Origin of the sequence: Glutamicibacter protophormiae (assembly GCF_014647495.1) — a bacterium.
Taxonomy (GTDB): Bacteria; Actinomycetota; Actinomycetes; order Actinomycetales; family Micrococcaceae; genus Glutamicibacter; species Glutamicibacter protophormiae.
This window is the reverse complement of the sequence record NZ_BMPH01000003.1, coordinates 129001-154708: the sequence shown is the minus strand read 5'-3', so window position 1 is coordinate 154708 and position 25708 is coordinate 129001. Positions and strand designations below refer to the sequence as shown.

26 protein-coding genes, 1 tRNA gene and 1 pseudogene are annotated in these 25708 nt (G+C 60.7%); 11 read left to right on the top strand and 17 right to left on the bottom strand.

Annotated features, from left to right (window positions below):
- Window positions 1-33 precede the first annotated feature (33 nt).
- From sufU to IEY43_RS05005, 6 genes and pseudogenes are all read right to left on the bottom strand, one after another.
- Window positions 34-480, bottom strand: coding sequence for a Fe-S cluster assembly sulfur transfer protein SufU (gene sufU / locus IEY43_RS05030; RefSeq protein ID WP_188947517.1), 447 nt, complete (start codon window positions 478-480; stop codon window positions 34-36).
- Window position 481: 1 nt separating this feature from the next.
- The gene (locus IEY43_RS05025) at window positions 482-1774 is read right to left on the bottom strand and encodes a SufS family cysteine desulfurase (RefSeq protein WP_188947516.1); all 1293 of its coding nucleotides are present in this window, start codon (window positions 1772-1774) and stop codon (window positions 482-484) included.
- A 251-nt stretch (window positions 1775-2025) separates the two neighbouring features.
- On the bottom strand, window positions 2026-2997 hold the full coding sequence (locus IEY43_RS05020; protein ID WP_188947515.1) for a GGDEF domain-containing protein: 972 nt from the start codon (window positions 2995-2997) through the stop codon (window positions 2026-2028).
- A gap of 234 nt (window positions 2998-3231) precedes the next feature.
- Window positions 3232-3813, bottom strand: coding sequence for an aminoacyl-tRNA hydrolase (pth, locus tag IEY43_RS05015; protein WP_188947514.1), 582 nt, complete (start codon window positions 3811-3813; stop codon window positions 3232-3234).
- Window positions 3814-3855: 42 nt separating this feature from the next.
- A pseudogene (locus IEY43_RS05010) lies at window positions 3856-4131 on the bottom strand (50S ribosomal protein L25); the annotation flags it as partial.
- Between the two features lie 202 nt (window positions 4132-4333).
- Window positions 4334-4873: a hypothetical protein gene (locus IEY43_RS05005; protein WP_245353549.1), complete on the bottom strand. Its 540-nt coding sequence runs from the start codon at window positions 4871-4873 to the stop codon at window positions 4334-4336.
- Window positions 4874-4884: 11 nt separating this feature from the next.
- Between IEY43_RS05005 and IEY43_RS05000 the strand changes: the two genes are divergently transcribed.
- Window positions 4885-5457, top strand: a complete 573-nt coding sequence (locus IEY43_RS05000; RefSeq protein ID WP_188947512.1) for a shikimate kinase — start codon at window positions 4885-4887, stop codon at window positions 5455-5457.
- A 92-nt stretch (window positions 5458-5549) separates the two neighbouring features.
- Here the strand turns inward: IEY43_RS05000 and IEY43_RS04995 are convergent, their stop codons facing one another.
- The 3 genes from IEY43_RS04995 to IEY43_RS04985 form a co-directional block, all read right to left on the bottom strand.
- Window positions 5550-6530, bottom strand: a complete 981-nt coding sequence (locus IEY43_RS04995) for a ribose-phosphate diphosphokinase (protein ID WP_188947511.1) — start codon at window positions 6528-6530, stop codon at window positions 5550-5552.
- Window positions 6531-6598: 68 nt separating this feature from the next.
- Window positions 6599-8050: a bifunctional UDP-N-acetylglucosamine diphosphorylase/glucosamine-1-phosphate N-acetyltransferase GlmU gene (glmU, locus tag IEY43_RS04990; protein WP_188947510.1), complete on the bottom strand. Its 1452-nt coding sequence runs from the start codon at window positions 8048-8050 to the stop codon at window positions 6599-6601.
- A gap of 132 nt (window positions 8051-8182) precedes the next feature.
- A tRNA-Gln gene (locus IEY43_RS04985) sits at window positions 8183-8257 on the bottom strand.
- 201 nt (window positions 8258-8458) lie between these two features.
- On the opposite strand from IEY43_RS04985, the gene IEY43_RS04980 reads away from it, so the two are divergent.
- The 3 genes from IEY43_RS04980 (at window position 8459) to IEY43_RS04970 (ending at window position 12894) form a co-directional block, all read left to right on the top strand.
- On the top strand, window positions 8459-10249 hold the full coding sequence (locus IEY43_RS04980) for an ABC-F family ATP-binding cassette domain-containing protein (protein WP_188947509.1): 1791 nt from the start codon (window positions 8459-8461) through the stop codon (window positions 10247-10249).
- Window positions 10250-11051: 802 nt separating this feature from the next.
- Entirely contained in the window at window positions 11052-11588 is a 537-nt protein-coding gene (locus IEY43_RS04975; RefSeq protein WP_188947508.1) for a GNAT family N-acetyltransferase, read from the top strand.
- A 304-nt stretch (window positions 11589-11892) separates the two neighbouring features.
- Window positions 11893-12894 carry a YhaZ family DNA alkylation repair protein gene (locus IEY43_RS04970; RefSeq protein WP_188947507.1) on the top strand — a complete coding sequence of 334 codons (1002 nt, stop codon included), beginning with the start codon at window positions 11893-11895 and terminating at the stop codon, window positions 12892-12894.
- Between the two features lie 295 nt (window positions 12895-13189).
- Here IEY43_RS04970 and IEY43_RS04965 read toward each other — a convergent pair whose 3' ends face one another.
- The 3 genes from IEY43_RS04965 to IEY43_RS18490 all read right to left on the bottom strand — a co-directional run bounded on the left by IEY43_RS04965 (window position 13190) and on the right by IEY43_RS18490 (window position 14705).
- Window positions 13190-13678: a GNAT family N-acetyltransferase gene (locus IEY43_RS04965; RefSeq protein WP_188947506.1), complete on the bottom strand. Its 489-nt coding sequence runs from the start codon at window positions 13676-13678 to the stop codon at window positions 13190-13192.
- 117 nt (window positions 13679-13795) lie between these two features.
- The gene (locus IEY43_RS04960) at window positions 13796-14179 is read right to left on the bottom strand and encodes a hypothetical protein (RefSeq protein WP_209550383.1); all 384 of its coding nucleotides are present in this window, start codon (window positions 14177-14179) and stop codon (window positions 13796-13798) included.
- Between the two features lie 166 nt (window positions 14180-14345).
- The gene (locus IEY43_RS18490; protein WP_374189853.1) at window positions 14346-14705 is read right to left on the bottom strand and encodes a ClpX C4-type zinc finger protein; all 360 of its coding nucleotides are present in this window, start codon (window positions 14703-14705) and stop codon (window positions 14346-14348) included.
- 140 nt (window positions 14706-14845) lie between these two features.
- On the opposite strand from IEY43_RS18490, the gene IEY43_RS04950 reads away from it, so the two are divergent.
- From IEY43_RS04950 to IEY43_RS04940, 3 genes are all read left to right on the top strand, one after another.
- Entirely contained in the window at window positions 14846-16093 is a 1248-nt protein-coding gene (locus IEY43_RS04950) for an MFS transporter (RefSeq protein ID WP_188947504.1), read from the top strand.
- Window positions 16094-16244: 151 nt separating this feature from the next.
- Window positions 16245-16541, top strand: coding sequence for a hypothetical protein (locus IEY43_RS04945; protein ID WP_157379031.1), 297 nt, complete (start codon window positions 16245-16247; stop codon window positions 16539-16541).
- A 612-nt stretch (window positions 16542-17153) separates the two neighbouring features.
- The gene (locus IEY43_RS04940) at window positions 17154-17441 is read left to right on the top strand and encodes a MarR family winged helix-turn-helix transcriptional regulator (RefSeq protein WP_188947503.1); all 288 of its coding nucleotides are present in this window, start codon (window positions 17154-17156) and stop codon (window positions 17439-17441) included.
- Between the two features lie 250 nt (window positions 17442-17691).
- On the opposite strand, the gene IEY43_RS04935 is transcribed toward IEY43_RS04940, so the two are convergent.
- Window positions 17692-18798, bottom strand: a complete 1107-nt coding sequence (locus IEY43_RS04935) for a DUF8462 domain-containing protein (protein ID WP_188947502.1) — start codon at window positions 18796-18798, stop codon at window positions 17692-17694.
- Window positions 18799-19072: 274 nt separating this feature from the next.
- Window positions 19073-19753 (bottom strand): SDR family NAD(P)-dependent oxidoreductase, encoded by a 681-nt coding sequence (locus IEY43_RS04930; protein WP_188947501.1) that lies wholly within the window; start codon window positions 19751-19753, stop codon window positions 19073-19075.
- A 60-nt stretch (window positions 19754-19813) separates the two neighbouring features.
- On the opposite strand from IEY43_RS04930, the gene IEY43_RS04925 reads away from it, so the two are divergent.
- The 4 genes from IEY43_RS04925 to IEY43_RS04910 are packed head-to-tail and all read left to right on the top strand — an operon-like array spanning window position 19814 to window position 22261.
- Window positions 19814-20539 (top strand): PIG-L deacetylase family protein, encoded by a 726-nt coding sequence (locus tag IEY43_RS04925; RefSeq protein ID WP_209550382.1) that lies wholly within the window; start codon window positions 19814-19816, stop codon window positions 20537-20539.
- Entirely contained in the window at window positions 20526-21695 is a 1170-nt protein-coding gene (locus tag IEY43_RS04920) for a MalY/PatB family protein (protein WP_188947500.1), read from the top strand. Before IEY43_RS04925 ends, IEY43_RS04920 begins: the two co-directional genes overlap by 14 nt.
- Window positions 21692-21904: a hypothetical protein gene (locus tag IEY43_RS04915; RefSeq protein WP_188947499.1), complete on the top strand. Its 213-nt coding sequence runs from the start codon at window positions 21692-21694 to the stop codon at window positions 21902-21904. Before IEY43_RS04920 ends, IEY43_RS04915 begins: the two co-directional genes overlap by 4 nt.
- Window positions 21905-21928: 24 nt before the next feature.
- On the top strand, window positions 21929-22261 hold the full coding sequence (locus tag IEY43_RS04910) for a hypothetical protein (protein ID WP_188947498.1): 333 nt from the start codon (window positions 21929-21931) through the stop codon (window positions 22259-22261).
- A 44-nt stretch (window positions 22262-22305) separates the two neighbouring features.
- Here IEY43_RS04910 and IEY43_RS04905 read toward each other — a convergent pair whose 3' ends face one another.
- From IEY43_RS04905 to rsmA, 3 genes are all read right to left on the bottom strand, one after another.
- Window positions 22306-23676: an NAD(P)/FAD-dependent oxidoreductase gene (locus IEY43_RS04905; RefSeq protein ID WP_188947497.1), complete on the bottom strand. Its 1371-nt coding sequence runs from the start codon at window positions 23674-23676 to the stop codon at window positions 22306-22308.
- A gap of 115 nt (window positions 23677-23791) precedes the next feature.
- Window positions 23792-24724: a 4-(cytidine 5'-diphospho)-2-C-methyl-D-erythritol kinase gene (locus IEY43_RS04900; protein ID WP_188947496.1), complete on the bottom strand. Its 933-nt coding sequence runs from the start codon at window positions 24722-24724 to the stop codon at window positions 23792-23794.
- 2 nt (window positions 24725-24726) lie between these two features.
- Entirely contained in the window at window positions 24727-25608 is an 882-nt protein-coding gene (gene rsmA / locus IEY43_RS04895; protein ID WP_188947495.1) for a 16S rRNA (adenine(1518)-N(6)/adenine(1519)-N(6))-dimethyltransferase RsmA, read from the bottom strand.
- Window positions 25609-25708 lie beyond the last annotated feature (100 nt).

The following is a 25708-nucleotide window of genomic DNA, read 5'->3' as shown; positions in this document are numbered from 1 at the left end:
GCGGAACCAGAGATTTTTTAGTTCACGTTGTTGTTATGCCGCTTCCAGCATGGCGACCTCGGCGGCCACCCAGGCCAGCATGGCGCACTTGACGCGGGCTGGGAACTTGGAGACCCCGGCGAAGGCCACGGCGTCTTCCAGGACCTCCTCATCAGGGGTCATGGTTCCCTTGGAACGCATCATTTCCCGGAAGAGATCCAGCTTGTCCAGGAACTGTTCGCGGGTCAATTCGGGGAGCATTTCGCTGAGCACCGAGGCGGAGGCCATGGAAATGGAACAACCGTCCCCCTCCCAGCTCATGGCGGTGAATTGTTCGCCTTCAAGTTCCACGCGCACGCGGATCTGGTCCCCGCAGATCGGGTTGTGCTGGTGCGATTCGCCGTGGCGGTGGCCAGTCTCCGGTTCAACGAGCGGCGAGCCGATGCGTCGCTTGGAATGGTCGAGGATAACCTGCTGGTACAGCTGGTCGAGTTCGTTCATTTTAGACTCCAAAGTATTCGCGCACCGAAGCCACAGCCTCAATCAGGGCCTTGACGTCGTCTTCGGTGTTGTAGAGATAGGTGCTTGCGCGGGTGGTCGCGGTGACGCCCAGTGCGCGGTGCAGCGGCTGCGCGCAGTGGTGCCCAACGCGCACGGCGATACCGCGCGAATCCAGGAACTGGCCTACGTCGTGCGGGTGCACGCCGATGACTTCGAATGGCACGGTGCCGATGCGCTTGGCATCGACCGGGCCGAAGACCCGCACGCCCTCCAGCGCGGAAAGTCCTTCGTACAAAAGCGCACCCAGGTGCTCTTCCCAGTCGGCGATGCGCTGCATGCCGATCTCATCGAGGTAGCTTGCGGCGGTGGCCAGGCCATGGACCTGGGAGATGCGCTGGGTTCCGGCTTCGAAGCGCTGCGGTGCCGGAAGGTACTCTGCGTGTTCCATGTCCACCACGGTGATCATGGATCCCCCGGTGAGGAATGGCGGCATGGCGTTGAGCAGCTCTTCGCGGCCGTAGAGGCCGCCGATGCCGGTCGGGCCGAGCATCTTGTGCCCGGAGAACGCCATGAAATCCACGTCCAAGGCCTTGACGTCCACCGGCAGGTGCGGAACGGACTGGCAGCCGTCAAGCACCGTCAAGGCGCCGACCCTGCGGGCGGCGTCGACGAAACGCCGGGTATCGGTGATGGTGCCCAGGACATTTGATACGTGGGTGAATGCCACGAGCTTGGTGCGCTCGGTGACCAGCGAATCGATCAGGTCGTAGCGCAGCGAGCCGTCCTCGGCGATCGGCACGTAGCGCAGGGTGGCGCCGGTGCGGAAGGCCAGTTCCTGCCAGGGGATCAGGTTCGCATGGTGCTCGAGTTCGGTGGTGAGAATCTCGTCGCCCGGGCCGAGCCGGAACCGGGCGGCGGCGTCTCCCCCGCGTCCCAGCGAGGCGTTGGACATCGAGTAGCTGATCAGATTAAGGGCTTCGGTGGCATTGGAGGTCCAGACCAGTTCGTTGGTCTTGGCACCGATGAACTTCGCCACGGTTTCACGGCCCTGTTCGAAGATGTCGGTGGCCTCGACAGCAAGGGTGTGCGCACCGCGGTGCACCGCGGCGTTGGCGTTTTCGTAGTAGTGCTGCTCGGCTTCGTAGACGCACCGCGGTTTCTGGCTGGTGGCGCCCGAGTCGAGGTACACCATATCGGCGCCGTTGACCTGGTGCTCAAGGATCTCGAAGTCCGCCTTGATACGTGCCACCTCGTTGGCGGTAAGCGCTTCGGCCGCTTCAGTCTGACCAGTCATGGTGTGCACAGGTCCTCCGGATTCTCGTCATGAATCGCCCAGCACACCACCGGCAAAACCGGCGGCCATGCGATTAGGCAATAGGTACATTAGGTAATTATTCCACTCTGGAACCCGTTGCACACCTAAGTTAGTCCTTAGTAAGTTCCGCCTTAAGGACATGCCTCATGGGCGCGAGGTGAACTTGGCTCACTGCTTGAGCGGTATTTTCCGCGGCCGTGCCGGAGTCCCGGGGTTGCCCGGATTCCGCGCTACCTTGCGCTGTGCTTGCGTTGGTACATCATGCGGTCCGCTTCGGAGAGGCAGTCCGCGAGGCTGGCCAGCCCAGGCTCCGCCGCAGCGAAACCGCAAGATGCCGCGACGCCGGCCGACGCCAGCGCGGCGTCAAAGGTCTCGAAGAATGTTGCGGCCTGTGACGGAACTACCCCGTTGGCCAGAATCATGAATTCGTCCCCGCCGTAGCGGGCCACATGGCATGAGGCTCCGCCGGCCTCTTTCAGCGTCTGGGCGGCTCGGATAATCAGCTCGTCTCCCGCGGTGTGCCCTTGGGTGTCATTCACCTGTTTCAGGCCGTCGAGGTCGACAACGGCGACTGCCACGGCATCGCCGAAGCTCTCCAGCCGCTCTTGGGCATCGGCCACCATGGCATCCCATCCGCGGCGATTGAGCAGGCCGGTCAGTGCATCCGTGTTCGCCAACGCCTCGGATAATTCGATGCGCCGGCGTTCCCGGTCAATGCCGCGGGCCAGCTCCAGCTGCGTGGACAGCAGCTCGCTGAACAGGTTCAGCAGCTGCTCATCGAGCTGCTCTTCGTCGGATAGCGGCTCCGTACGGACTCCGCACAGCACACCGAACATCTCACCGCGGTCGTCGCTGATGGTGTAGCCCGCATAGGCACCCACGTATTCGGAAGCGTCGAGATCCGAATAATCGGGGTCCGTGCGCGAATCGCGTACCACGTGGGCGGCGCCGGAAGCCATGCGGCTGCAGAAGGACTCTTTCCAGTCGATTCTCGCTCCGGTACTGAGCAGCTGATCCTGGTGGACGTGCACGTGGACCTGTTCTCCGTGCACCACTCGCGATACCGACCAGTCGGCCAGCGGGGTATGCGCGTTCAGGTAGGCCACCACCCGCTCCGAGGATTCGCTGAAGGCCTGGGCACCGTTTAGCGGCAGGCCGTTTTCGCCCAGCGGCAGCCCTCCGCTGTTCCTGCGTTCGGTCATCGGCGGCTGGGTTTGAGGGGTGTGGGGTGGAGGCACCGGTATCACTCGCTTAACTTGATGACTTCCTGCTAATCAGCCACGGTTAACAGGCTCAAGAAACCATAACAGGGAAATGCGGAAGAATTCTCCCCATTCCCAGCCGGTGCGACGGCCGCACTGGACCGCACTGGAGTCCGGCGGGCATGGAAAAGCCCCGGCCCAAGAATCCGAGGGGCCGGAGCGATTCCGAAGGTTTCAGGCTGTATGGAACTTTCCCTGGGCGGCTTCCAGCCCCTGCGACATCAGCAGTTCAACGGCGTCGGCCGCATTGTCGATCAGGAACGGCAAGACCTGCTTCTCCGACTTCGAGAAGTCTTGGAGGACCCAGTCGGCGGTATCCATGCGTCCGGGCGGTCGGCCCACTCCGGTGCGCACCCGCAGGTAGTCCTTGGATCCCATGGCCTTGGAGATGTCGCGCAGGCCGTTGTGGCCGCCTTCTCCCCCGCCGCGCTTGAGCTTGATGGTGTCGAAGGGAATATCGATCTCGTCGTGGACCACGATCAGGTTCTCAATTCCGATGCCGAAGAACTTCGCCAGATTGCCCACGGGGCCTCCGGAGAGATTCATGTAGGTCATGGGCTTGGCCAGGACTATGCGGGGACCTCCCACGCCCATGCGCCCCTGGACAATCTGGGCGCGCGATGCGTGGGTCTTGAACTTCGAGCCGGCGCGGTTGGCCAGCTCATCGAGCACCATCTGCCCGATATTATGCCTATTGCCAGCGTAGCCGGGCCCGGGATTCCCGAGCCCGGCTACGAGCCAAGTGTCATTGCTCATGATGCTTAGCTATATGCCTTGTCGTAATGCTTAGGCAGCGACCAGCAGGTCCAGGTGATCCACGGAGCGGTTCAGCGCGTGGATCTGGATGTCCTTGATGGTGGTCTTGACTTCGGTGCCTTCGATGTTCAGGACCAGCTCAACACCGCGGTCGCGAACAGCCAGGGTGGTTGCCTGTGCCGGCAGCAGAACGTGCTGTGGCTCGGAGCCTGCGCCGTAGACAACTGCTGGGATCTGGCCTGCACGGCGAGCCTGGCGGGCAGCGCCCTTGCCGAAATCGGTGCGTACTACGGCGTCAAGGTTGACAGATGCCATGATGAATCTCCTTAGGAAATGATTGCTTCGTTTAGGCCCTTGCGTGGACTCGGGAAGCAACCAACATCTAAGAGATGAAAGAGCTTTTCCGGCCTTGTCGATAACGGTCACACCATTGCTGGTGTTTCCCTCGCCTGGGCACAGTGAATAATTCTACCAGTTGCCGGGCCCCGTGAAAAAATCTGTAGCCAACACCACGCCCAGATCACCCAAGCCCTGGTATCTGGAAAATAAAGGCATCCTCCGGCGCGAACTCATAGGCATTTTCGCAGCGATAGCCGCGCAGCCAGGGCACGCCGTCCACCACTCGCAAATAGAAACCCTTGGGAAAATCGTCGGTGCCCAACGGCAGTGAGGCAATTGTCAGTGAGTTCACCGGCTTCTTCCCAGCGCTGAGGATCGAGTTCGTCGAGTTCTGCTGATCCATGGTCGCCAAGCGCAGAAATGGGCCGGCCGAAGCAGGACAAAGTGCGAGGTCCTGACTCATGGCAAGATCGAATATCGTTTTTAGCGTCGCTGGCTGCTGGATTCCAAGATCCTGCACCCGAAAACTAGCGAAATTCGCCTGCTCAGCAGGACTCACTGAGTCGAATACTTGATGGGCCAGCAGCATGCGAGCGTAGTCGTTAAGTTCTACTCCTGCCGCTGCAAGCCGCTTCTCGATGCCTTGGCGGCTCACACCACCAATGACGACACTTCTCGGTTTCATTCCATCGCTTCTCGCTGCTTGTGGCACTTCATGCAAGACTCAAGACTATGCCAACGACACCAAGCGTGGTCCTGCTCGGACCGGCGGCCAGCGGAAAATCCACGTTGGGCCAACTCATCGCCCAAGAACTGTCCGTGGAATTCATTGACCTCGACGATGTTGGCGACGGCTACTACGGTGAAGTCGGCTGGAGCATTGCACAACTGATTGAACGCATCGATGCTGTTGGCCGTGTTGCCGCAGAGCAAGAGTGGGAAAAGGCGCGTGCCCATGCTGTAGTGCGGGCCATGGCGGAATATCCCGGCACGGTGGTGGCCTTGGGCGCCGGACATGCATCCTATACGCAGGCACGATATGCACGGCAAACGGCGAACGCTCTCGCTCCGGTTGAGCACGTTCTCTACGTCGAACCGTGTAACGATCGAGATCGATCTCTGCAGATCCTCAGGGAACGATCGATCGTCGTCAAGGGCACCGATTGGATCCGTGAATCCCACGACTTCCTCGCCCAATGGCTCGATGATCCGCTGAGCCGGAGGATGGCGACCGCCACCCTCTATACCGCAGGCGAAACACCGCAGCAAACAGCCTCCCGATTCGTTGGCTCCCTACACCTCTAAGTCAGAGAGTCGGCAGAACACCATCTGGCTATTAACGCGCCTTCGGCCGGCACCCAGTGGGTGCCGGCCGAAGGCTTGCGAACCGAGGGCTGCTAGGCGCGTCCTTCGAAGAGGTTCGTCACCGAACCGTCGTGGAACACCTCTGAGATGGCGCGGGCCAGCATCGGGGCGATCGACAAGACGGTGAGGTTTTCGAAACGCTTCTCTTCCGGGATCGGAAGGGTGTTGGTGACAACAACCTCGGTGGCCCCGCACTCTGCCAGGCGCTGTGCGGCCGGGTCGGAGAAGACCGCGTGGGTCGCGGCGATGATGACGTCGGTGGCACCGGCTTCCTTCAGCACGCGCACTGCGCCCGCGATGGTTCCGCCGGTGTCGATCATGTCGTCGATCAGGATCGCGGTGCGTCCCTCGACCTGGCCCACTACGGTCTTCGACTCGGCCTGGTTGGGCACGGTCAGGTCGCGGGACTTGTGCACGAAGGCCAGCGGGGTGCCGCCCAGGCGTTCGGCCCACTGTTCCGCCACGCGCACGCGGCCGGTGTCCGGGGAAACCACGGTGGCGTTGCTGACATCGACCTTGGTCTTGATGTAGTCAGCCAGCAGCGGGAAGCCGAACAGGTGGTCGACCGGGCCGTCGAAGAAGCCCTGGATCTGCGCGGTGTGCAGGTCGCAGGAGATTACGCGGTCCGCACCGGCGGTCTTGAACAGGTCGGCAACCAGGCGTGCCGAGATCGGCTCGCGGCCGCGGCCCTTCTTGTCCTGGCGCGCATAGGGGTAGAAGGGGGCAACCACGGTGATGCGCTGGGCACTGGCGCGCTTCATCGAATCGATCATGATCAACTGCTCCATGAGCCAGTTGTTCAGCGGAGCCGGGTAGGACTGGATCAGGAATACGTCCTTGCCGCGCACCGACTCGTCCGACCGAACGTAGATCTCGCCGTTGGCGAAGTCGTAGGCGTTCAGCGGCAGCAGGTCGGTGTTCAGGGCCTTGGCCACTTCGGCCGCCAGCTCCGGGTGGGCGCGCCCGGACGCCAGAACCAGCTTTCGGTCGACGTTATGGCTGAGTTCACTCATGGTTATGTCTTCTCGCTCGCTTCGCTATCACAAATGAGGTGTACTGAGGAAAATTAATCCGTGCCGGACTACTCGGAAACCGAGGAGTTCAACGAGGACTTGAACGCGGCGTCAGCCGAAGAAGTGCCGGGACGTTTTTCCAGCGTCCAGCCCTCGGTGTTGCGCTGCGGAGCCACGGACAGTGCCAAGGCACCGGCCGGGACATTCTTGCGGACGACGGCGCCGGCACCGGTGTAGGCGCCGTCCCCGATTTCGACCGGGGCGACGAACACGGTGTTCGAGCTGGTGCGCACGTGCGAACCAATCTTGGTCCGGTGCTTCTTTTCGCCGTCGTAGTTCGCGGTGATGTTGCCACAACCAATGTTGGTGAACTCACCGATTTCAGCATCCCCGGCGTAGCCAAGGTGCGAGAGCTTGGAACCGCGACCAATGGTCACGTTCTTGGTTTCGTAGAAGGCGCCGATCTTGCCGTCGGCACCCAGGTCGGTGCCCGGACGCAGGTAGGCGAACGGGCCCACCGAGGCACCGTCGGCAATGCGCGAGTCGGTAGCGTCGCTGCGCTTGACCGTTGCGCCCTGGCCCACCACGACGTTGGTCAGGGTGGTGTCCGGTCCGACGACAGCGTTGGAGCCGATGATGGTTTCGCCGTGCAGCTGGGTGCCCGGCTTGAGGGTGGCGTCTTGGCCGATCATGACCTCGGCGTCGATCCAAGTGGTGGCAGGGTCCACGATGGTGACACCCTGTCGCATCCAGAATTCGTTCTTGCGCTGGTTGTAGATGCGGGCCAAGTTGGAAACCTGCACGCGGTCGTTCGCACCCTCGATCTGCCAGCGGTCCGCGATCCGCGAGGAGGCCACGCGGCCGCCGTGGGAGCGGGCGATGGCCAGCACGTCGGTCAGGTACATTTCGCCCTGCGCGTTGTCGGTGGTGACCTCGTTCAGTGCCGAACGCAGCATCTGCGCGTCGAAGGCGTAGATGCCGGAGTTGATCTCCTTGACAGTCAGCTCTTCCGGCGAGGCGTCCTTCTGCTCGCGGATTCCGGAGACGTCCCCGTTGGCATCGCGCAGGATACGTCCGTAGCCGGAGGGGTCATCCAGCTCGGTGGTCAGCACGGTCACCGAGTTGCCGTTGGACTCATGGGTGGCGACCAGTTCCAGCAGCACCTCGCTGGTGAGCAACGGCACATCGCCGTAGGTCACCACGACGGTGCCTTCAAGGCTCGGATCAATGGCCTCGAGGCCCTGCTGCACGGCGCGTCCGGTGCCCGGAACATCGTCCTGGTCCGCGATGGTGATGTTCGGGAACTGAGTCAGGATATGCTCGGCAACCAGGTCGCGCTGGTGGCGGACCACCGCAACGAGGTTCCGGGGTTCAAGCGCAGAGGCCGCATGCAGCGCATGGGAAACCATGGAGCGACCTGCGATTTCATGCATGATTTTCGGTTTGGCCGATTTCATTCGGGTTCCTGCGCCTGCGGCGAGGACGATGACGGCTACTGGTGCGTTGACCTGGTCGCTCAAGTTGCTTTTCTCCTGCGGGTCGCTTTGGGGTTTTGGGCAGTGAAGAAAAACCCCTCAGCCAGTCTATCGCGCAGATCGAAGGCAACTGAACTTTGATACCAAGAAAGCGCCGCAGCAGCGACGCTTGGAAAATGGTTCCGCCCCTAGGATTCGAACCTAGAATGCACAGCTCCAAAGGCTGGCGTGTTGCCATTACACCAGGGCGGAAAATGTTCTCGGCGGGTAAACCAGCCAAGCACGCTCATTATTCTGCCATGCCCGGCGGTGCTGTGTGAAATCGCAAAACACCGTATTGAGAGTCACTTTTATTCTCAGCTTTATCGCACGCGCACCGCGATGGCAACTTCGATAATCAGGCGATTATCACAGCTTGGTCTTTCGATTTGCCCCGGAAAGTAAACTGGAGACGTGGCACATTTACTCGGGGGCGAAGCCCTGCATCTGGAATATCCAACCCACGTTGTCTTTGACTCGGTCACCATCGGCATTTCCGACGGCGACCGTATTGGACTCGTGGGACGCAACGGTGAAGGCAAGTCCTCGCTGCTTGGCATGCTCTCCGGCAAGATCCAGCCGAATTCGGGACGCATGACCCAGCGCAACGGCCTGCGGGTGGGAGTCCTGGACCAGAGCGACACCCTGGATTCGGACTCAACCATCCATTACGCGGTGGTCGGCGACATGGCCGACCACGAATGGGCCGGCGATGCCCGCACCCGCGACATCATCGCCGGCCTCGTCGCAGACCTGGACTGGGAAGCGACCGTGGGCACGCTCTCCGGCGGCCAGCGCCGCCGCGTGGCCCTGGCAGCCCTGCTGGTGCAGGACTGGGACGTCGTGATCCTCGACGAGCCGACCAACCACCTGGACGTCGAAGGCATCTCCTGGCTGGCCGAGCACATCAACGAGCGCTGGTCCAAGAACACCGGCGGGCTGATGGTCGTCACCCACGACCGCTGGTTCCTCGACGCGGTGTGCACCACCACGTGGGAAGTGCACGACGGCATTGTCGAGCCCTTCGAAGGCGGCTATGCCGCCTACGTGCTGCAGCGTGTGGAACGCGACCGCATCGCGGCCGTCACCGAATCCAAGCGCCAGAACATGATGAAGAAGGAACTGGCCTGGCTGCGGCGCGGCGCACCGGCCCGAACCGCCAAGCCGAAATTCCGCATCGAGGCCGCCAACCAGCTCATCGCCGACGTGCCCCCGGTGCGCAACCCGCTGGAACTCAAGCGCATGGCCACCAGCCGACTGGGCAAGGACGTCATCGACCTGCTGGACACCTCGGTGTCCTTCGGCCCGAAGCAGATCCTCAAGCCTTTCACCTGGCGCATCGGGCCCGGCGAGCGCACCGGCCTGTTGGGCGCCAACGGCGCGGGCAAGTCCACGCTGCTGGGTCTGATTGCAGGCACCGTGGAGCCCTCCAGCGGCAAGATCAAGCGCGGCAAGACCGTGAAGCTGGCCGTACTGGACCAGCAATTCCGCGAACTGGACCAGATCGGCGAGGACTTGGTCCGCGAGGTGCTCGGCCGCTTCCGCACCACGTTCAACGTGGACGGCAAGGACCTGACCCCGGCCCAGCTGCTTGAACGCCTGGGGTTCTCCTCGGCCCACCTGTCCACCAAGGTCCGCGAGCTCTCCGGCGGCCAGCGCCGCCGCCTGCAGCTGCTGATGATCCTGATGGACGAGCCGAACGTGATGATCCTCGATGAGCCGACCAACGACGTCGACACCGACATGCTGGCCGCGTTGGAAGACCTGCTGGATTCCTGGCCGGGTACGCTGATCGTGGTGTCGCACGACCGCTACCTGCTGGAGCGCGTCACCGACCAGCAGTACGCGATCCTGGACGGGCACTTCCGTCACGTCCCGGGCGGTGTGGACGAATACCTGACACTGCGCAGCGCCCAGGGCACTGGCTCAGGGTCCAACCCGTCGCAGTCTTCCGGCACCGAACAGGCCAAGCCTGCAGGCCCGAGCGGCGCCGAGCTGCGCGCCGCGCAGAAGGAGCTGAACGCCAACGAGCGCAAGGTCAGCCAGCTGCAGGAGAAGATCGCCAAGATCCACGAGAAGATGGCCAGCCATGACCAGTCCGACTACGAAGGCCTGGGCAAGCTCACCGCAGAAATCAGCGAATTGCAGGACCAGGTTGACGAACTGGAAGAACGCTGGCTGGAACTCTCCGAGATCGTCGGCTGATCCTGAAGCCAGCTTGATCAATTCTTGCCCGGCTTAACTCGGACAGCGATGGCTATCCCGAACACGCAAAGTTGAGAACCATTTGAAGTTCGACAACCGTTCGGTGGTAGCCATCGCTTTGCTTTTGCTTCGCGGCAAGCTTGCAGACGGCGGATTCTTAACATGTCCTTGCCCGCTTACCAACTTCAAGAAATCGGATTGGTAGTTTGCCGTAGCCTTGTGGTTCACCTCCGGGTAAAAGCAGTTGGCGATCTTCGAGACACAGATCCGACACGTTGTATTTCCTTCCAATTGCGGTCTCGCGTCATTCTTGTTCATTGCATTGCGGGGATCGAATATCCCGCCCTGACCGTCACGCAAATTCCTGAGAGCTGCAGTGCCGTGCATTAGGTTTGAAGCGTGAGAATCAGAGCAGGTGTTCGAGAATTTTTGGGCCTGGATTCCGTGCCTCTTCATGACGGGTACTCGCAGAGCGGCAGGGGTATCCGGATGCCGGTTTACGATGCCTGCGGCGCGCTGGTCGCGTTCGAATCCCAGTTGGCCCATACCGAATGGCATTGGAAAACGACCCATTGAGCTAGAACTTGATCCCTCGGAGCATTCCTCTGCGGCAATGCCGACCCAGTCGAATCTGAATGGCTATTCGGCTCTCCGAACCCATGTGTGCAATCGACCTGCCAATCATGATGTGTTGAAAATGCTGCCTACTGGTTGCCGTCCCGAAGCTTGACCTGTGAGCCGACCCACGCGCACCGCAAGATTTACGGAACCAGTCGCCCTATCGACCAGTTAGTCTTTCAAGATGGACCCGTTGATTCAGCCTGTCATAGATGCTTGCGGCTATCGCCTTCGCCCGTTTATCGAAGGAGACGCACCGTTGATTAAAGATGCTTCCTCCGATCCGCTGATTCCACTGATCACAACAGTTCCCCGCAACGGTACCCGGAAAGAAATCAGCGAATTCATCGAACGGCAGCACCACCGGCTCGTTGAACGATCCGGCTATTCGTTTGCCATCGCGGACGCCGTCTCGGATCAGGCGCTGGGCCAGATAGGACTATGGCTGAAAAATTCCAATCATGGCCGAGCCAGCATCGGCTATTGGGTTGGGCCATCGCACCGCAACAGAGGAATCGCCTCCGCTGCACTGGAAGCGATCTCGCAATGGGGGCTCAGACTGCCGGACATTCATCGCGTGGAACTCTATGTCGAGCCTTGGAACGAAGGCTCTTGGAGGACAGCCGAGCGCTGCGGCTACACGCGAGAAGGCCTACTGCGCAGCTGGGAAGAAATTGGTGGAGCGCGTAAGGACATGTACATGTATTCACGGCTTGGCTGAATCCGGCACTCGATTCGACCGTCAGAAGGCTTCTGTCGTCGGTCGCCAAAGCGTGTGGGCACCGCCTCTCCTGGGAAGCAGACCAAATGCCCCGAATTTGTTTTCCTCGATCGTTCCGGTCCGCCAGCCATCTGACAGTCTAAGCAGCTCATCCTTAGCAAGCGCACTTGGAGGACAACATATGGGATCCATGGACGAACTCATCAACCCGACCGTGATTACGCAATTGCGTACTTCGCTGCCCGAGGTTGCTCCTGGAAACGGGCTGGACCATCTCAAAGATTCAGCGTGACGCATCGCAGGCATGCGTCTGCGAGACCGAGTTGATATCGTCCGGAACGCCTTGCTGAAAGACCTAGCCGTCGACTTCATCAGCACCAGAACGATCATCTACGAGGCGCTCAGCGACCCCTTGCTCACAGGCTGGATGATCTGGCCTGTTTCCGAACTCATCACCGCCAAGGCAATTGATTCCGGAGCCATCGAAGGCTTCGATGCGGCCATGCAAACGCTTGCCCTGCTCACGGACAGGCTTACCTGTGAGTTCGCGATCCGCGCGATGATAATCGCTCGGCCGGAACGGGCACTCCAGCACGCGCAAGACTGGACGCAGCACGAGAATGAACACGTTCGCCGCCTGGCCACCGAAGGGACTCGTCTGTACCTCCCTTGGGCAAAACGCGTCCCCTGGCTCGTCGCCAACCCCAGGGAGACCCGCGCCATTCTCGACGCCAGCTATCGGGATCCCGCGGAATACGTTCGTCGATCGGTCGCGAACCACCTCAACGACCTCAGCCGGGCGGATCAGGAGGCCCTCATCGAGACGGCCACCGCATGGGCTGGCAACGCCGATGAAAACACCGCGTGGGTGCTTCGGCACGGATTGCGAACCTTGACCAAGCAAGGCCATCCCGAAGCGTTGTCCCTCCTCGGTTTTTCCGGTGACCATCTGTCGATCTCCGCGCCATTGCTTGCCAGTGACCGCATCGCCTGGAACGGTGAGATCGCATTCACCACACAGGTTACGAACCATAGCGGCACTGAAGCCAACGTTGCCATCGATTACAGTGTCGGGTTCCTGCGCGCAAATGGATCTCACGGAGCCAAGACATTCAAACTTGCCACACGGAAAATCGGGCCAGGCGAGACTGTCACCCTGGGCAAGACCCATTCGTTCAGGCCTATAACGACACGCAAGTACTACCCCGGAGTGCACACTGTGACAGCTCAAGCCAATGGCAAGAAATCCGATCAAACTGACTTCGCGCTTGAAGCAGAATCGGTCGAAATCAGCCGAGTGAAATAGTCTATGGCCAATGCTCGTCCAGCAAATAAGCTACGACATATTTGTACTGGATCGCATTCCAAACTCACCAACTTCGGTGTCCGTATAAGGCACCTTCACCGGGCATTTTTGCGGGCGGGGTATACGGGAATCTGAAATCGTTGGAAACCCGGAGTTTCGAAAATATGCCAAGCCAACAAGACTTATGTCCCGCATGAGGACCGCCTTACGGGACATTGCGACAGCCTCGATCAAGAACGCGTATTCGGGGCATCAGTCGATTGACTAATGCCCAAAAATCATCTTTGTGTGCCGATTAGAGCGCCAATTTGAACCCTACGTGAGATGCGGTAAAGCCGAGACGTTCATAGAAACGATGTGCATCTTCCCTGGCTTTGTCGCTAGTCAGTTGGACCAAAGCAACATTGCGCCGATGGCCCTCTGCGACGGCCCATTTCATCATCTCTGAGCCGAGTCCGTTACCACGCAACCGTTCGTCTACCCGGACGGCCTCCACTGTTAGTCGAGTCGCGCCAAATCGCGCGAGACCCGGAATGACGGTCAACTGCATGGTGGCCACGACGACATCCGCTTCGTTGAGCACAACCACAAGCAACTGCGCGGGGTCTGCATCAATCGCCCGGAAGGCATTCAAGTATTGAGCACGATGCTCAGATGCCGCTGGATTCTCGGCTTGACGAATAGGATCGTTGGACAAGAGCTCAACAAGTGCGTCGAGGTCTTCTTCAACAGCCCTGCGTAGGCAGTACTTATTTTCTGACAAGATAAAGGTTTCCAAAGTCATGGATTTATCTTTACATGTCAACGAGAGCACTGATTGACCAGAATGTGATGTCAACTATCGTGCACGTCCGCGCAACGTTCCCCTAATGGGCGGTGTGACTCAACCTTAGAAGGCCTATCAGATCTTGACTTCGTGCGGAACAACGACGATCTGCACCGTATCCTCGTAGATGATTTGCCCTGGATCAGCGCTGATGAGTTTCACAACCTGTACGTCGTGCCGTTTGAGCAGTTCCAGATACGGTTCGATGCGTTCTAGCAAATGCGTAGCAGTGTCCTTGAACCAAGCTGCCGCGTGCGGGTTCACTTGAGAATCGTAAACAGCGGGATTCGTTTTGCACGGATCGGGGTACGCCGCGTTGTACCAGTCGTTACCTGACCTCCAAGTGGCCCAGTCTGTATCGCTCAGTTTTCCATTATTGGCCAGCGTATTGGCAAGACCGAAAATTCCAGGGTATATTCCACGATGATTAGGAACACTCGATTGGTACCAAATAAACATTTTGCTACCTTGGTTTCTCGTACTTATCTGCATTGCGCTCTTCTCAGCCAACCAGATCTAGGATCCGGAACACAATGGTGGAGCACGCATGACGTTAGCTTTTTATCCGCAGATAAGTAGACCTGATCAAGCGACCCGCACAAAGTCCGCTCGCGGACGGTTAGCGTCAAGCAGATTTATCTTCAGTCACAACAGACTGATGGAAGCGCTCCCAGGCTGACTGGCGGGACATTCCTAGGGATTCTCCGATGCTGGCCCAGCTGATTTTCCGGCTCCGCGCTGCTCCGACCCAAATTCTAAGGTGATTTTCAACGTCATCTCGGGCTTTCGCGACCTTGGGCAGTTGGCGTAGGAGCTCTTCGTTATCCAAAGCGTCCCATGGAGCTCGCTGCATCGGCTCTGCTTCAGGAGCGGAGTTCTGGAAAAGGACCACCGCAGCTTCTGTGCACTTACGGCAGATACCCACCGCGGGAGCGCCCACTAGCACGCCGGATTCCTCACGAGGTCGAAGACAGAATGAACACATGAATGGCTGATCTGCTGAAGCAATTTCTCTGACACCTTTAGCGCTCTGTCCCATGGTGCCCAGTCTACGGGGGCACTTGACCTGTAAGGTAGTACCTGACATTCTGTCAGGTACTACCTTACAGAATGTTGAGTTGCATCATGACTTCGAGTGAAACACCAGCGCTGAGCACACTCACGCCGGAAAAACTCCCCAGGTCTTTCCGATTCATCTTGGCCACTACTGCTGCCGAAGGGTTCGGAGACGCGATGGCGCGCACGCTCATGCCCTTGCTCGCAGTCACCGTCTTGGGATACGGTACCGGATTTGTCGGTGTCATCAACTCAATCGGCTTGGGTGCGTTCCTGCTGCTGGGGATGCCGATCGGCATGCTCATCGACCGTCTTCGGGACCGGCGCAGGGCCATGGGTGCCGCAAGTCTCGCCCGCTTTTTGGCCCTAGTGATACTTGCTGCCACCTTTTTCGCTGGCTGGCTTTCGGGGCCAGTTGTCCTTGGGGTTGCAGTAGTCATCGGAATGGCCGATGTCGTTTTCACCACGGCCCAGGGTCCTGTCATTCAAGGGATTGTTCCCAAAGAAGGGCTGAAGCTCGCGTACTCACGTTTGACGATTACTGATCAGAGCGCTGGTACAACAGCGTCCGCTATCGGAAGCGCTATGCTCGGGCTCTTGGGCCTGCCAGGTTTGTTGTGGCTAACGATCAGCTCCTATGCTGTCTCCTTCTTGCTGCAACGCGGGATTCCGCCGAAAGTAGCTTCTTCCAATCTGAATCGACGAGAACGCAGAAAGTTTTCCGATGGGTTTCGTACCCTGCGGCGGAATCCTGCGCTGTGGTCATTGACGATTTCCAGCGCGCTAGTCAATGCTGGGGTGATGCTCGGCAACACGGTACTTCCTGTCTTCCTGCTACGGGATCTGGGTATCGCTCCGGCGTTTTTCGCTGCTTTGGGAATTGTCTCGGCCGTCGGGGCGATACTTGGCGCAGCGGTCGCTCCGCGATTGTCGGCGAAATTCGGGCTCCGGATTTTGCGGACTGCTGCTGCGCTGCTGTCGATGCCAGCTGTCGCCATGGCTATTGCTTGCCAACAGCTTCCTGGACACGAATTGATTTGGCTTGCTGCGCAGTCGATGAGTTGGAGTTTCTTGGTGGCTATAGCTTCGGTTGCTGGGGCGGAGGTCTTGCCTCGTGCCATTCCTGCTGAGACTCTGGCTTCTGTAGGTTCCTCCCAGCGCACTATCACGTTGGGTGTTATGCCGGTCGCTGCGCTGCTTGGTGGAGTCTTGGCTGTTTTCGCAGGGCCGGTGTTATTGCTGTGGATTTGGGCTCTGTTGGCTGGGTGCGCTGCGTTGCCGGTCATCTGCACTGCTGAGCTGGATGCTTATCGCTAGTCTAGTGGGGGTGTTGCGTATGGAAATAGGGAGTAGCCAAAGGAGTCCGTTTGGCTTTCGTAGAACGTCCCAGTAGAGGTTCCGTAAATGAGAACCGAAGGAGTCGTTGACGTTGTCGCGTAGATCCTTGATCTTCATAGAGAATGTCACCATGAATGATGGATTCTATTTCGATCTCGTGGATTACTGTGACGTCGTCAATAACACCGCTGGGATGTATATAGTCGTATGCCACCTGTGGGAGATCACGGACAACAAGCCGGAGGTGAAAGATTCCACCATTCTCGATGAAGCAACAACACGCGTGCACGCCTTGGGAATGGAAACCACTTTTATCGGTCTTCCTGGATGGCAGGGAAGACTGAATAATCCGGGAGTGTCTCTTACTTGGTTTTTCAACAACGGCTTCTATGTATTCGAAATAGATGACGGCATGATGCAGTCCTGACTGTTAACCGTTCTGTTTTCTCTGCCCCGACGTTTGTGTCCCAGTCAAGGTTCCGCTTACGGAATGCCCGACGTCGAACTCCATGCGGCCCATCAGGGCATGAAATAGCACCTGCCTCTACTTGCATAATATGTAGGTAGATGCAATTGTTGAATCATGAATGGACGCGATCGCGACGACAGCAGCGCAGATGAACTTCGGATGTCTCCGCTTCAGGCAAGGGAACTACTAGCTTCGGTACCATCCCGCCCCAGGCGCCGACTGGAACTGTGGGATCACTTGAACGCGGCAACCACGATTATCCTGTCATTTGCCTCCGGCGTGCTTGCACTTTCGGGATACCCATGGTGGGCCGTTATCCCGACCGCCGGAGCGCTAATAGCATCAAACTTCTGGGTCACCAACAGAAGATCGCGCCCAAACGAACCACGACTCAAGGCTTCCACTATCTCGACTATTGCTTTCGCGACGTGGCTGACACTGCCAATCTGGCGCGGCATCACCCGCGGTGACACCGCACCTTTCCCTGAGGCATGGATCTTTGCTGGTCTGGCACCTGTTGCCTGGCTCGTGTTCTACCTATTCCTTGTAGTCCGACGGTAGCGGGTTGCAATGAGCTATCAAGATCTAGATCCCCATCTCTTGGCCCCCAAGCGCTTCGTCACTCTCTCCCATCTTCTCCAGGTGGAACAGGCAGACTACCCCGCATTGCAAGCCTCGACCGGGCTGCCCGCCACTGACCTATCCAAGATCATCCGTGATCTAGAGGATCGTGGACTGGTCGAAGTTACCAAGGAGCGCAAGAATCGCTACGGATACACCTTAGTGCGCCTCAGCAGCGACGGCGAGAAACGTTTCAAGCAACTACTTCGGAATCTCAACAAAATTATTGACCAATGAGTCAATGGGAAGCAAGGAAAATCAGCCCGGCCTCCGCGTCCACATAACCCAGAATTCGGTTCAAATTATGGAACGCTGAATCAAGTGCCCGGTCAAGGTTCCTCTAACGACACAGCGATACTTCTTTGACCGCTAGAGCCCGCAATTTTTGGATCAAGCACTCATCGTAGGTCGGACCTAAAACCTAATCTCGGGCTCCTCCTTAGAGGGCAAAGGCTGGCTGTGATTGATGAACTGCATCCTTTTAGCATCAAATCCCGGAGATATACTCACGTAGACCAGGGATGGCGAAGTCAAGCAGTCCGCGGCCTGCGGGTTGGACGAGCCCGGCGTCAATGAGCCGGGCTCGGTAGTTGCCGATGGTATTTTTTGCGTCTCCGAGACGCCTGCCGATATCAGCAGTGCTCGATGGCCCATCATCTTCAGACATTGCCTGTAAGAACTCAATATCCTTGGGCGATGCCGTGGCCAATGCCGAGGCTAGGACTACGCGACTGTTTTTCCGGTGCGCGGCAGCTAAAGCCAGTTCAACGTCTGCTGCCGTCAGCGGGGCATCTTTGGACTCCGCAATCTGCCACAAGTGGTACCCCACCAGCTGTATGAGGAATGGGTAGCCTCCAGTTGATTCGGCTGCTTTCCGAACGAGTTTCGACGAAATTGGGTGCTCCAGGCTTGCAAACGTTTCGAGGTAGGAGTCCTCAACCTCGCGGATTGCCGCGGCATGCAAGTCGATCCGGTCTGCTCTTCGGAGGAATGTTGCGACGCCCTCATTGAGCAGATCGGAGACGGAGGCGGGCAAGCCTGCAAACAATAGGGCAATTGGCAATCCTTGGCGGATAAAGTGCTGAACGAAGGCTGCCAGCTGAGCAAGTTCATCACGGTTGGCACCGTGAATCTCGTCTAGGGTGATAGCCAACCCGGTGCGCTTCTCTTCAAGCAACTGCAGCAGTTGTTCGCCCAATTGCCTCCATCCCAGTTGCTGGGCCGGAGGCAACTGAGCGGTGATCGAGAAGCCTGCGACTCCGACGCCCGTAATCCGGCGGCCTTTAGGCCCTTCTCCCAGCTCTTCAGCTGCTGAACGCATGGCTTCACCTATTCGTCCCAGGAAACCTGTCGTTGCAGTCTCCGAGACCACTAGCCATCCTTGGGCCCGCGCGAGATCTTCAGCCTCGCCGAGCATGACGGTCTTGCCGATACCGCGGGCTCCGGTGAAAATAGTGAGCAAGCCTGGGGCACCGGATCGGATCTGCAGACCGTAGGAGAACTCGTCTAATAGTCCGCTTCGGCCGATGAGCTCCGGTGGCTCGGCTCCTGCCGTGGGACGGAAAGGATTCTGAGTTATTTGCTGACTGACCAAGATTTCTCCTGTGAATAGCTGTGTACTCAGTGTACTCCTGTGTACTTGATGAATGAAGGTGAATTGATCAAAGCTATTGGTGTGCTTTGTTGAATTTGCCGGAACGAGACTCGGAAACGGATGGAGCGATCGTTTGGAATACCGAGCCAGCGGCCTCGGGGCGTGGCTGAATTCTGGGAAAGTGCAAATCTATGACTACACGGCCCAATTTCTCATGTCAGCTGTCCTGCGGAGGGTTCGGCCTATGGAACACCAAAAACGACTGCTTTTGCTGCTACATCGATACGACGCCGCGCACCCGGTGCCCGATGGCCATCGATTCACCGCTGAGCCCCGCGGCCCGCGGCGAGAGCAGGAAGGCAATCACCTCGGCGACCTGCGTCGGAGTCGTATCGCCGAAACCGCCAGGCGCTACCGAGGTCGCCGGATGCTCGCTGACAATCCCCGGGCTTACGGTATTGATCCCGATCCCTGTCCCCGCATGCTCATCGGCCAGGTGCTTCGCGATGGTGATCAGCGCCCCGTTGCGCACCGAACCTGCGATATTTCCGGTCACCAGTGCGTTCTGGCCGGAGACCCCGACAATCCGTCCGGAGCCGGCTGCCCGCATATGCGGCAGCACCGCGTTGGCCATGCGCAAGAACCCCAGAGCCTTTCCCTGCACCGCTTCCATGACGCGGGCCGGGTCGGAGTTCCCGGCCGGATCCAGTGTCCTGGCGCTGGGTGCGGCGGCATGCACCAAGCCGTCGATCCGTCCATGCATGTCCATCACCTGCTGGATGCCAGCCTGCACCGAGTGCTCATCGCTTGCATCCAGCTGCAGGTCCGTGCTGGCAGAACGTGCGGCGCTGATGGCGATCGCTCCCTCGGCCCGCAGGCAGCGGACCACCGCGGAGCCGATCAGCCCGGTCCCGCCGACAACCAGCACAATTTTTCCATCAAGTTCCAAGTCCATGCCGTTTAGCGTATCCACCATTGCTGGTATTGCGCAGCCCTTTGGGGAAGAATCGAGCCCATGGATACCACGCGAATCGACGAACCCGAGTTGGAAGTCTTCGACGAGAACTGGCAGCGGGCGCTGGTGCTCATGGCGCACCCCGACGACCCCGAGTACGGGACCGCACTGGCGGTGAGCCGCTGGACCCGGCAGGGCAAAGAGGTAGCCTATGTCTTGGCGACCGCCGGCGAAGCAGGAATCGAGACCATGGCCCCGGCGCAGGCCGGACCGCTGCGTGAAATCGAGCAGCGGCGGGCCATAACCCATGTCGGAGTTCAGGAGCTTGAATTCCTGGGCCTGCCCGACGGCAGGTTGGAATACGGCATCGAGCTGCGCCGCGCCTTTGCTGCAGCGATCCGCCGCCACCGCCCCGATGTGGTCATCACGCTGAACTTTGAACGCACCTTCGGCGGCGTCTACCGGAACTCAGCAGACCACCAGGCCGTGGGCCGAGCCGTACTCGATGCGGTCTCCGACGCAGCCAACTCCTGGATCTTCCCCGAACTCACCGATCCACCGCACACCGAAGTGCAGATGATCGCTGTTTTCGCCGACGGGGCGCCAACGCATTGCGTCCAGATTGAACAGCAGGACATCGATGCCGCCATCGCCGCATTAAGCGAACACCGCGAATACCTCGCGGCATTGCGCCCAGACTCGATCGAGGATCAGGCGCGGGCACAAGTTGAGATGGTGCTGGGAGAACACCGCCCGGCAAGGGTGGGCTTCCGTGTCTACCGCTGAGTGGGATGAGCTGACCGAAGAGCAGCTGCGCGCCAACGGATCGCTGAAGTGGACCGCCCATGAGCACGCCATCGGGGCGTGGGTGGCGGAGATGGATTACCCGTTGGCCACCCCCATCCGCCGAGCGTTGCGCGACTACGCCGAGTCGGAACTCTTCGGCTACCCGCCTCCGGCGCTCGATGCGCAGTTGGCGGCAGCGGCCAGCGACTACTACGGCAGGAACTTCGGCTGGACGCCCGATCCTGAGTTCATCGCGCCAATTGCCGATGTGCTGGCCGGGCTTGGTGCCGTGCTGGACATCTTCCTGGAACCGCAGGCCGCGGTCGTGGTTCCAACCCCGGCCTACATGCCGTTCCTGACCTATCCGGCGCTCAAGAACCGCCGAATTATCCAGGTGCCGATGCTGCGCGGCGACTCCGGGTGGCAGATGGATCTGTCCGGCATCCGCGAAGCGCTGCAAAATGGCGGCGGTCTGGTGCTGTTGTGCAATCCGCACAATCCCATCGGCAAGGTCTACACGCGGCAGGAACTGCAGTCGCTGTCGGAAGTCGTCCAGGAGCAGGGAGCCAGGGTCTTCTCGGATGAAATCCATTCCTCGCTGGTTTTCCAGGGGGCCCATGTGCCCTATGCCTCGCTGTCGCCGGCAACTGCTGCGCACGCCATCACGGCAACCTCGGCGACCAAGGCATTCAACATGCCGGGCCTCAAGTGCGCGCAACTGGTCTTTTCCAACCCGGCCGATCTGGACCTCTGGCGGGACAAGGGATTCTTCATCGGTCATGGAGCCTCCACGCCTGGCAAACTGGCTACCATCGCGGCGTACAACAGCGGGGAACCGTGGCGCCAGCAGGTCTTGGGTTATCTTCGGGACAACCGGGATCTGCTCACCGAGCTGCTGGAAGAGCATCTGCCCGGGGTGTTCTGGCTCCCGCCGGAGGGGACCTATCTGGGCTGGCTGGATGCCAAGGCGTTGGGGCACGGCGAACGAACGGCCGAGTTCTTCCTCAGCCAGGCCCGCGTGGCACTGGTCGAGGGCGCCCAATGCGGCAAAGGGTCCGAGGGGTTCGTGCGCATGAACTTCGCCCTCCCCCGCCCGATCCTGGTCGAAGCCATCAAGCGCATGGGACAGGCCGCATCGAAGACGGATGGATTGTGAGCAAGGAACAGTCGAAATCAAAAATCCGGCGGAAGCTGGCCCATTCGCTCGACGGGCAGATTCCAGTGAGGCTCACACGCAGTGTTGCGCCGGACGAACGCGAGGAAGGAATCGTCAGCAAGCTGGGCGAGGACTGGGTCCTGCTCGTGAAATTGCGCGACAGGGCGTACTTCAACGGATACATGATCCTGCGCATTGCAGACCTCTAGAGGGTGAAGCTCAAGCGCAAATTCATGCCGTTCATTGAATCCCGGACACCGGCGGCACCTCAGCTGAACCTCGACGACATCGATCTGGGCTCTGCCGGGAGCATCTACGGCACAACCTCTGCGACCGCGCCGCTTATCCTGCTCTACGAGGAAGAGCGAGCCCCGGACAAGTTGTGGATTGGCACGGTTGTAGAATTGCGCCGCAAATCAGCATGGATACACATGATCAATCCGAACACACGCTGGTACGAGAAAGTCGTTAATGTCCGGTTCAAGAATCTCACTCGTATTGACCTGCTCAGCGACTACGACAGGGCGCTGCTCTACATGGCCGGCCCCGAGCCGAAGGCCGGCTGACCTCAGGCATCGCTTCCGACCCATCCACGCGACAGGCGTCCCCGCTAGGGCTTGCCGGTAATCAGGTCCGCCATGCGGGCAATCGGCGAGGTGGTGCCGCGCCCGTTAAACTCGCTGCGGTCGGCCCAGCCGTACGCGGCGTACAGTCCCTTGGTGGCGATCCAGCGCAGTGGTTCCGGCTCCCACTGGCGCACGCGATGGTTGACCCACGGAAGCTCGGTCAGCTCGGTGGTTTCGCCCAGCACCAGGTCGCGCAGGGTGCGCCCGGAAAGGTTGGTGGTGGCCACGCCGGTGCCGACGTAGCCTCCGGCCCAGCCAAGGCCGGTGGCCGGATCCAGGCCCACGGTGGCCGCCCAGTCGCGCGGCACCCCGAGGACACCGGACCAGGCATGGTCGATGCGGGCAGATGCGGTCTGCGGGAACATCCGGTGCAGCACCTCGCTCAGCCCATCGATGGTCACCTGCGGCGTCTTGCCGTCGGTGTCCGTACGCGAGCCGAATTTGTACGGCACCCCGCGTCCGCCGATGGCGATGCGGTCATCGGCGGTGCGCTGGGCATACATGTAGACGTGGGCGAAGTCGCCCAGCACCTCTCCCCTGCTCCAGTTCAGGTCCTCCCAGAGGCCCTGGCTCAGCGGCTCGGTGGCGATCATCGAGGAGTTCATCGGCAGCCACAGCCGCTTGTGCCCCTTGATGCCGGCGGTGAAGCCCTCGGTGGCACGCAGGATGAATTCAGCGTTGAGCGTTCCGCCCTCGAATTCCAGCTGGCGCGGTCGGATGGTGGTGACGTGGGTGTTTTCGTAGATCGTTACGCCGAGCTTTTCCACCACCGCGGCCAGGGCCTTGACCAACTTCGCCGGGTGGATGCGCGCTGCATGCGGGTGCCACAGCGCCGCCCGGGTTCCGGCGACGTTGATTTTCGCGCAAGCTTCGGGAGCTTCGAGGAGCCTGGTGTCGGTGTGCGCCCACTGGGCTTCGGACCTCGCGTGCGAGCGCAGGCGGATTTCCTGGGCAGGGGTGCAGGCGACCTCGAATTCGCCGCCCTGCTGGATGTCCGCCTCGATGCCTTCGGCCTCGCAGACGGCGATGACCTCGGCGACCGTGCGGTTCATGGCCTCCTGGAACGCCTCGGCGGCGCTGCGGCCGTGGCTCTTCACGTAGCGTTCCCGGCCGCCGGTCACCGTGTTCGTCAGCCAGCCGCCGTTGCGGCCGGAAGCGCCGTAGCCTACATGGCGCGACTCGACCACCATGATCTTCAGCCCCGGCTGCGCCTTGGCCAGGTAGTAGGCCGTCCACAGCCCGGTGAAGCCGGCGCCCACGATCGCCACATCGGCGGTGTGGTGGCCGGTAAGGGTAGGGCGCGGATCGGGCAGACCGATGTGCTCCCACCAATGGGATACGTGACCGTTGATCATCAGAATCCTTCACTGCCGCATCGCAAAATGAACGTGCTTCACTTTGCGGGTTCAGGATTCACCCTATGAGCCGGGCAACAGCCTGACAAGAGCTTTGGCCAAAATAAACCGGAGGTTACTCGGAGAGTTCGACCTTCGCACCGGGAGCCGGGGCGCTGACCGCCAGCGTGGCCACGCCCACCTCGTCGCCCAGCTGGGCGCGCACCTGTCCGGCATGCTCGGCATCGCGGACCAGCAGCGCCAGGGTTGGGCCGGAGCCGGAGACCATGGCCCGCAGCGCGCCGGCGCCTTCGGCCAGGTCGCGCACTGTCCCCAGCTCCGGGGCCAGCGCCAGGGATGCCTGGGTCAGGTCGTTGACGAGCACCTGGGAGAGGGCCTGGGCGTCCGAGTGCATGAGCGCCTCGATGACGTCTGGATCCACCTCCTGCGGCACCGCGATTTCCTGCCCGCTGCGCAGCCGGTCGAGCATGGCGTAGACGCGCGGGGTGGACAACCCGTAGCTGGCGGGAATCAGGACCCACTGGGTCTTGGCGCGGGTGAGCAGCGGGGCGAGCTTGTCGCCGACGCCCAGGCCGATGGCCGCGCCGCCCATCAGGGCGAAGGGCACGTCCGCGCCCAGCCGGGCTCCGAGGCGGCCCAGTTCCTCGCGGTCCAGGCCGGTCTGCCACAGCTCGTTGCAGGCCACCAGCGTCGCGGCCGCATCCGCGGAACCGCCGCCCATGCCGCCGGCGATGGGCACCCGCTTGGTGATATGCAGGTTCGCGCCCAGGGTGCAGCCGGTGTGCTGGCGCAGCAGCTGCGCTGCCTTGTACACCAGGTTGTGCTCGCCCAGCGGGAAGTTCTCCGGATCGGAGACCACCGCGGAGCCCGGTTCCAGGCTCAGCTGCAGTTCCCCGTCCTCGCGCAGCGTCGCCTCGATCTGCTCCAGCAGCGACACCGCGACATACAGGCTGGCGACCTCGTGGTAGCCGTCCTCGCGGGGCGGGCCGACACGGAAGTAGACATTGATCTTGCCCGGTGCGGTGGCGATGACTCGCTGTTTGGCCATGTCTAGGACTCTGGCTTCGGCTCGGCCGGAACCTGCTCGGCGGCGCGGGCGATCGCAATGTACGCGTCGATGTCCAGCTTCTCGCCGCGTTCCTTCGGGTCGATGCCCGCCAGCGTGAGGATCTGCTCGGCGCGCACGCCGGAACCTGCCCAGCCGGACAGGGCCGCGCGCAGGGTCTTGCGGCGCTGGGCGAACGCGGCGTCGATGATCGCGAAGACCTGCTTGCGGTCCGGCGCATCGCTGCGGTCCTTGTCGCGGGTGAACCCGACCAAGCCGGATTGGATCTTGGGGGCCGGCCAGAAGACGTTCATGCCGATGACTCCGGCCTTGCGCATGGTTCCGTACCAGGCGCCCTTGACCGACGGCACGCCGTAGATCTTGCTGCCCGGGCCCGCGCTCATGCGGTCGGCGACTTCGTCCTGCACCATGACCAGGCCGTGGCGGATCGAGGGGAAGTGCTCCAGCAGGTGCAGCACCACGGGAACCGCGACGTTGTACGGGAGGTTCGCCACCAGCGCGGTGGGCTCGCCGGGAAGTTCGGTGACCTTCATGGCGTCCGAGAGGATCACCGTCAGGTCGTTTTCACGGCCCGGGCGGAACTCGGCCATGGTCTGCGGCAGGCGCTTGGCCAGCGGCGGATCGATCTCCACGGCGACCACCTTGGCGGCGGCGTCCATGATGCCCAGGGTCAGCGAACCGAGCCCCGGTCCGATCTCCAGCACGGTCTCCTCCGGGGAGACATTGGCGGCCGCCACGATGCGACGGATGGTGTTCCCGTCGATCACGAAGTTCTGGCCCAGGGTCTTGGTAGGCCGGATCCCCAGCTCATCGGCCAGACGACGGATTTCGGTGGCCCCAAGCAGCGGCATAGATTCCTTAGACATCACGTTCTCAATTCTAGTTCAGCCGGAGCCGGACGCACGAAAAGCGCAACGCTCCAGTTCCAGTGAACCGGCGCGTTGCGCTCAATGAAGTTATTCGGGG

Coding starts and splice junctions, on each gene's coding strand:
- sufU (WP_188947517.1), bottom strand. CDS start 480: ATGAACGAACTCGACCAGCTGTACCAGCAGGTTATCCTCGACCATTCC.
- IEY43_RS05025 (WP_188947516.1), bottom strand. CDS start 1,774: ATGACTGGTCAGACTGAAGCGGCCGAAGCGCTTACCGCCAACGAGGTG.
- IEY43_RS05020 (WP_188947515.1), bottom strand. CDS start 2,997: ATGACCGAACGCAGGAACAGCGGAGGGCTGCCGCTGGGCGAAAACGGC.
- pth (WP_188947514.1), bottom strand. CDS start 3,813: ATGAGCAATGACACTTGGCTCGTAGCCGGGCTCGGGAATCCCGGGCCC.
- IEY43_RS05000 (WP_188947512.1), top strand. CDS start 4,885: ATGCCAACGACACCAAGCGTGGTCCTGCTCGGACCGGCGGCCAGCGGA.
- IEY43_RS04995 (WP_188947511.1), bottom strand. CDS start 6,530: ATGAGTGAACTCAGCCATAACGTCGACCGAAAGCTGGTTCTGGCGTCC.
- IEY43_RS04975 (WP_188947508.1), top strand. CDS start 11,052: ATGGACCCGTTGATTCAGCCTGTCATAGATGCTTGCGGCTATCGCCTT.
- IEY43_RS04970 (WP_188947507.1), top strand. CDS start 11,893: ATGCGTCTGCGAGACCGAGTTGATATCGTCCGGAACGCCTTGCTGAAA.
- IEY43_RS04965 (WP_188947506.1), bottom strand. CDS start 13,678: ATGACTTTGGAAACCTTTATCTTGTCAGAAAATAAGTACTGCCTACGC.
- IEY43_RS04960 (WP_209550383.1), bottom strand. CDS start 14,179: ATGTTTATTTGGTACCAATCGAGTGTTCCTAATCATCGTGGAATATAC.
- IEY43_RS18490 (WP_374189853.1), bottom strand. CDS start 14,705: ATGTGTTCATTCTGTCTTCGACCTCGTGAGGAATCCGGCGTGCTAGTG.
- IEY43_RS04950 (WP_188947504.1), top strand. CDS start 14,846: ATGACTTCGAGTGAAACACCAGCGCTGAGCACACTCACGCCGGAAAAA.
- IEY43_RS04945 (WP_157379031.1), top strand. CDS start 16,245: ATGAATGATGGATTCTATTTCGATCTCGTGGATTACTGTGACGTCGTC.
- IEY43_RS04940 (WP_188947503.1), top strand. CDS start 17,154: ATGAGCTATCAAGATCTAGATCCCCATCTCTTGGCCCCCAAGCGCTTC.
- IEY43_RS04930 (WP_188947501.1), bottom strand. CDS start 19,753: ATGGACTTGGAACTTGATGGAAAAATTGTGCTGGTTGTCGGCGGGACC.
- IEY43_RS04925 (WP_209550382.1), top strand. CDS start 19,814: ATGGATACCACGCGAATCGACGAACCCGAGTTGGAAGTCTTCGACGAG.
- IEY43_RS04910 (WP_188947498.1), top strand. CDS start 21,929: ATGCCGTTCATTGAATCCCGGACACCGGCGGCACCTCAGCTGAACCTC.
- IEY43_RS04905 (WP_188947497.1), bottom strand. CDS start 23,676: ATGATCAACGGTCACGTATCCCATTGGTGGGAGCACATCGGTCTGCCC.
- IEY43_RS04900 (WP_188947496.1), bottom strand. CDS start 24,724: ATGGCCAAACAGCGAGTCATCGCCACCGCACCGGGCAAGATCAATGTC.
- rsmA (WP_188947495.1), bottom strand. CDS start 25,608: ATGTCTAAGGAATCTATGCCGCTGCTTGGGGCCACCGAAATCCGTCGT.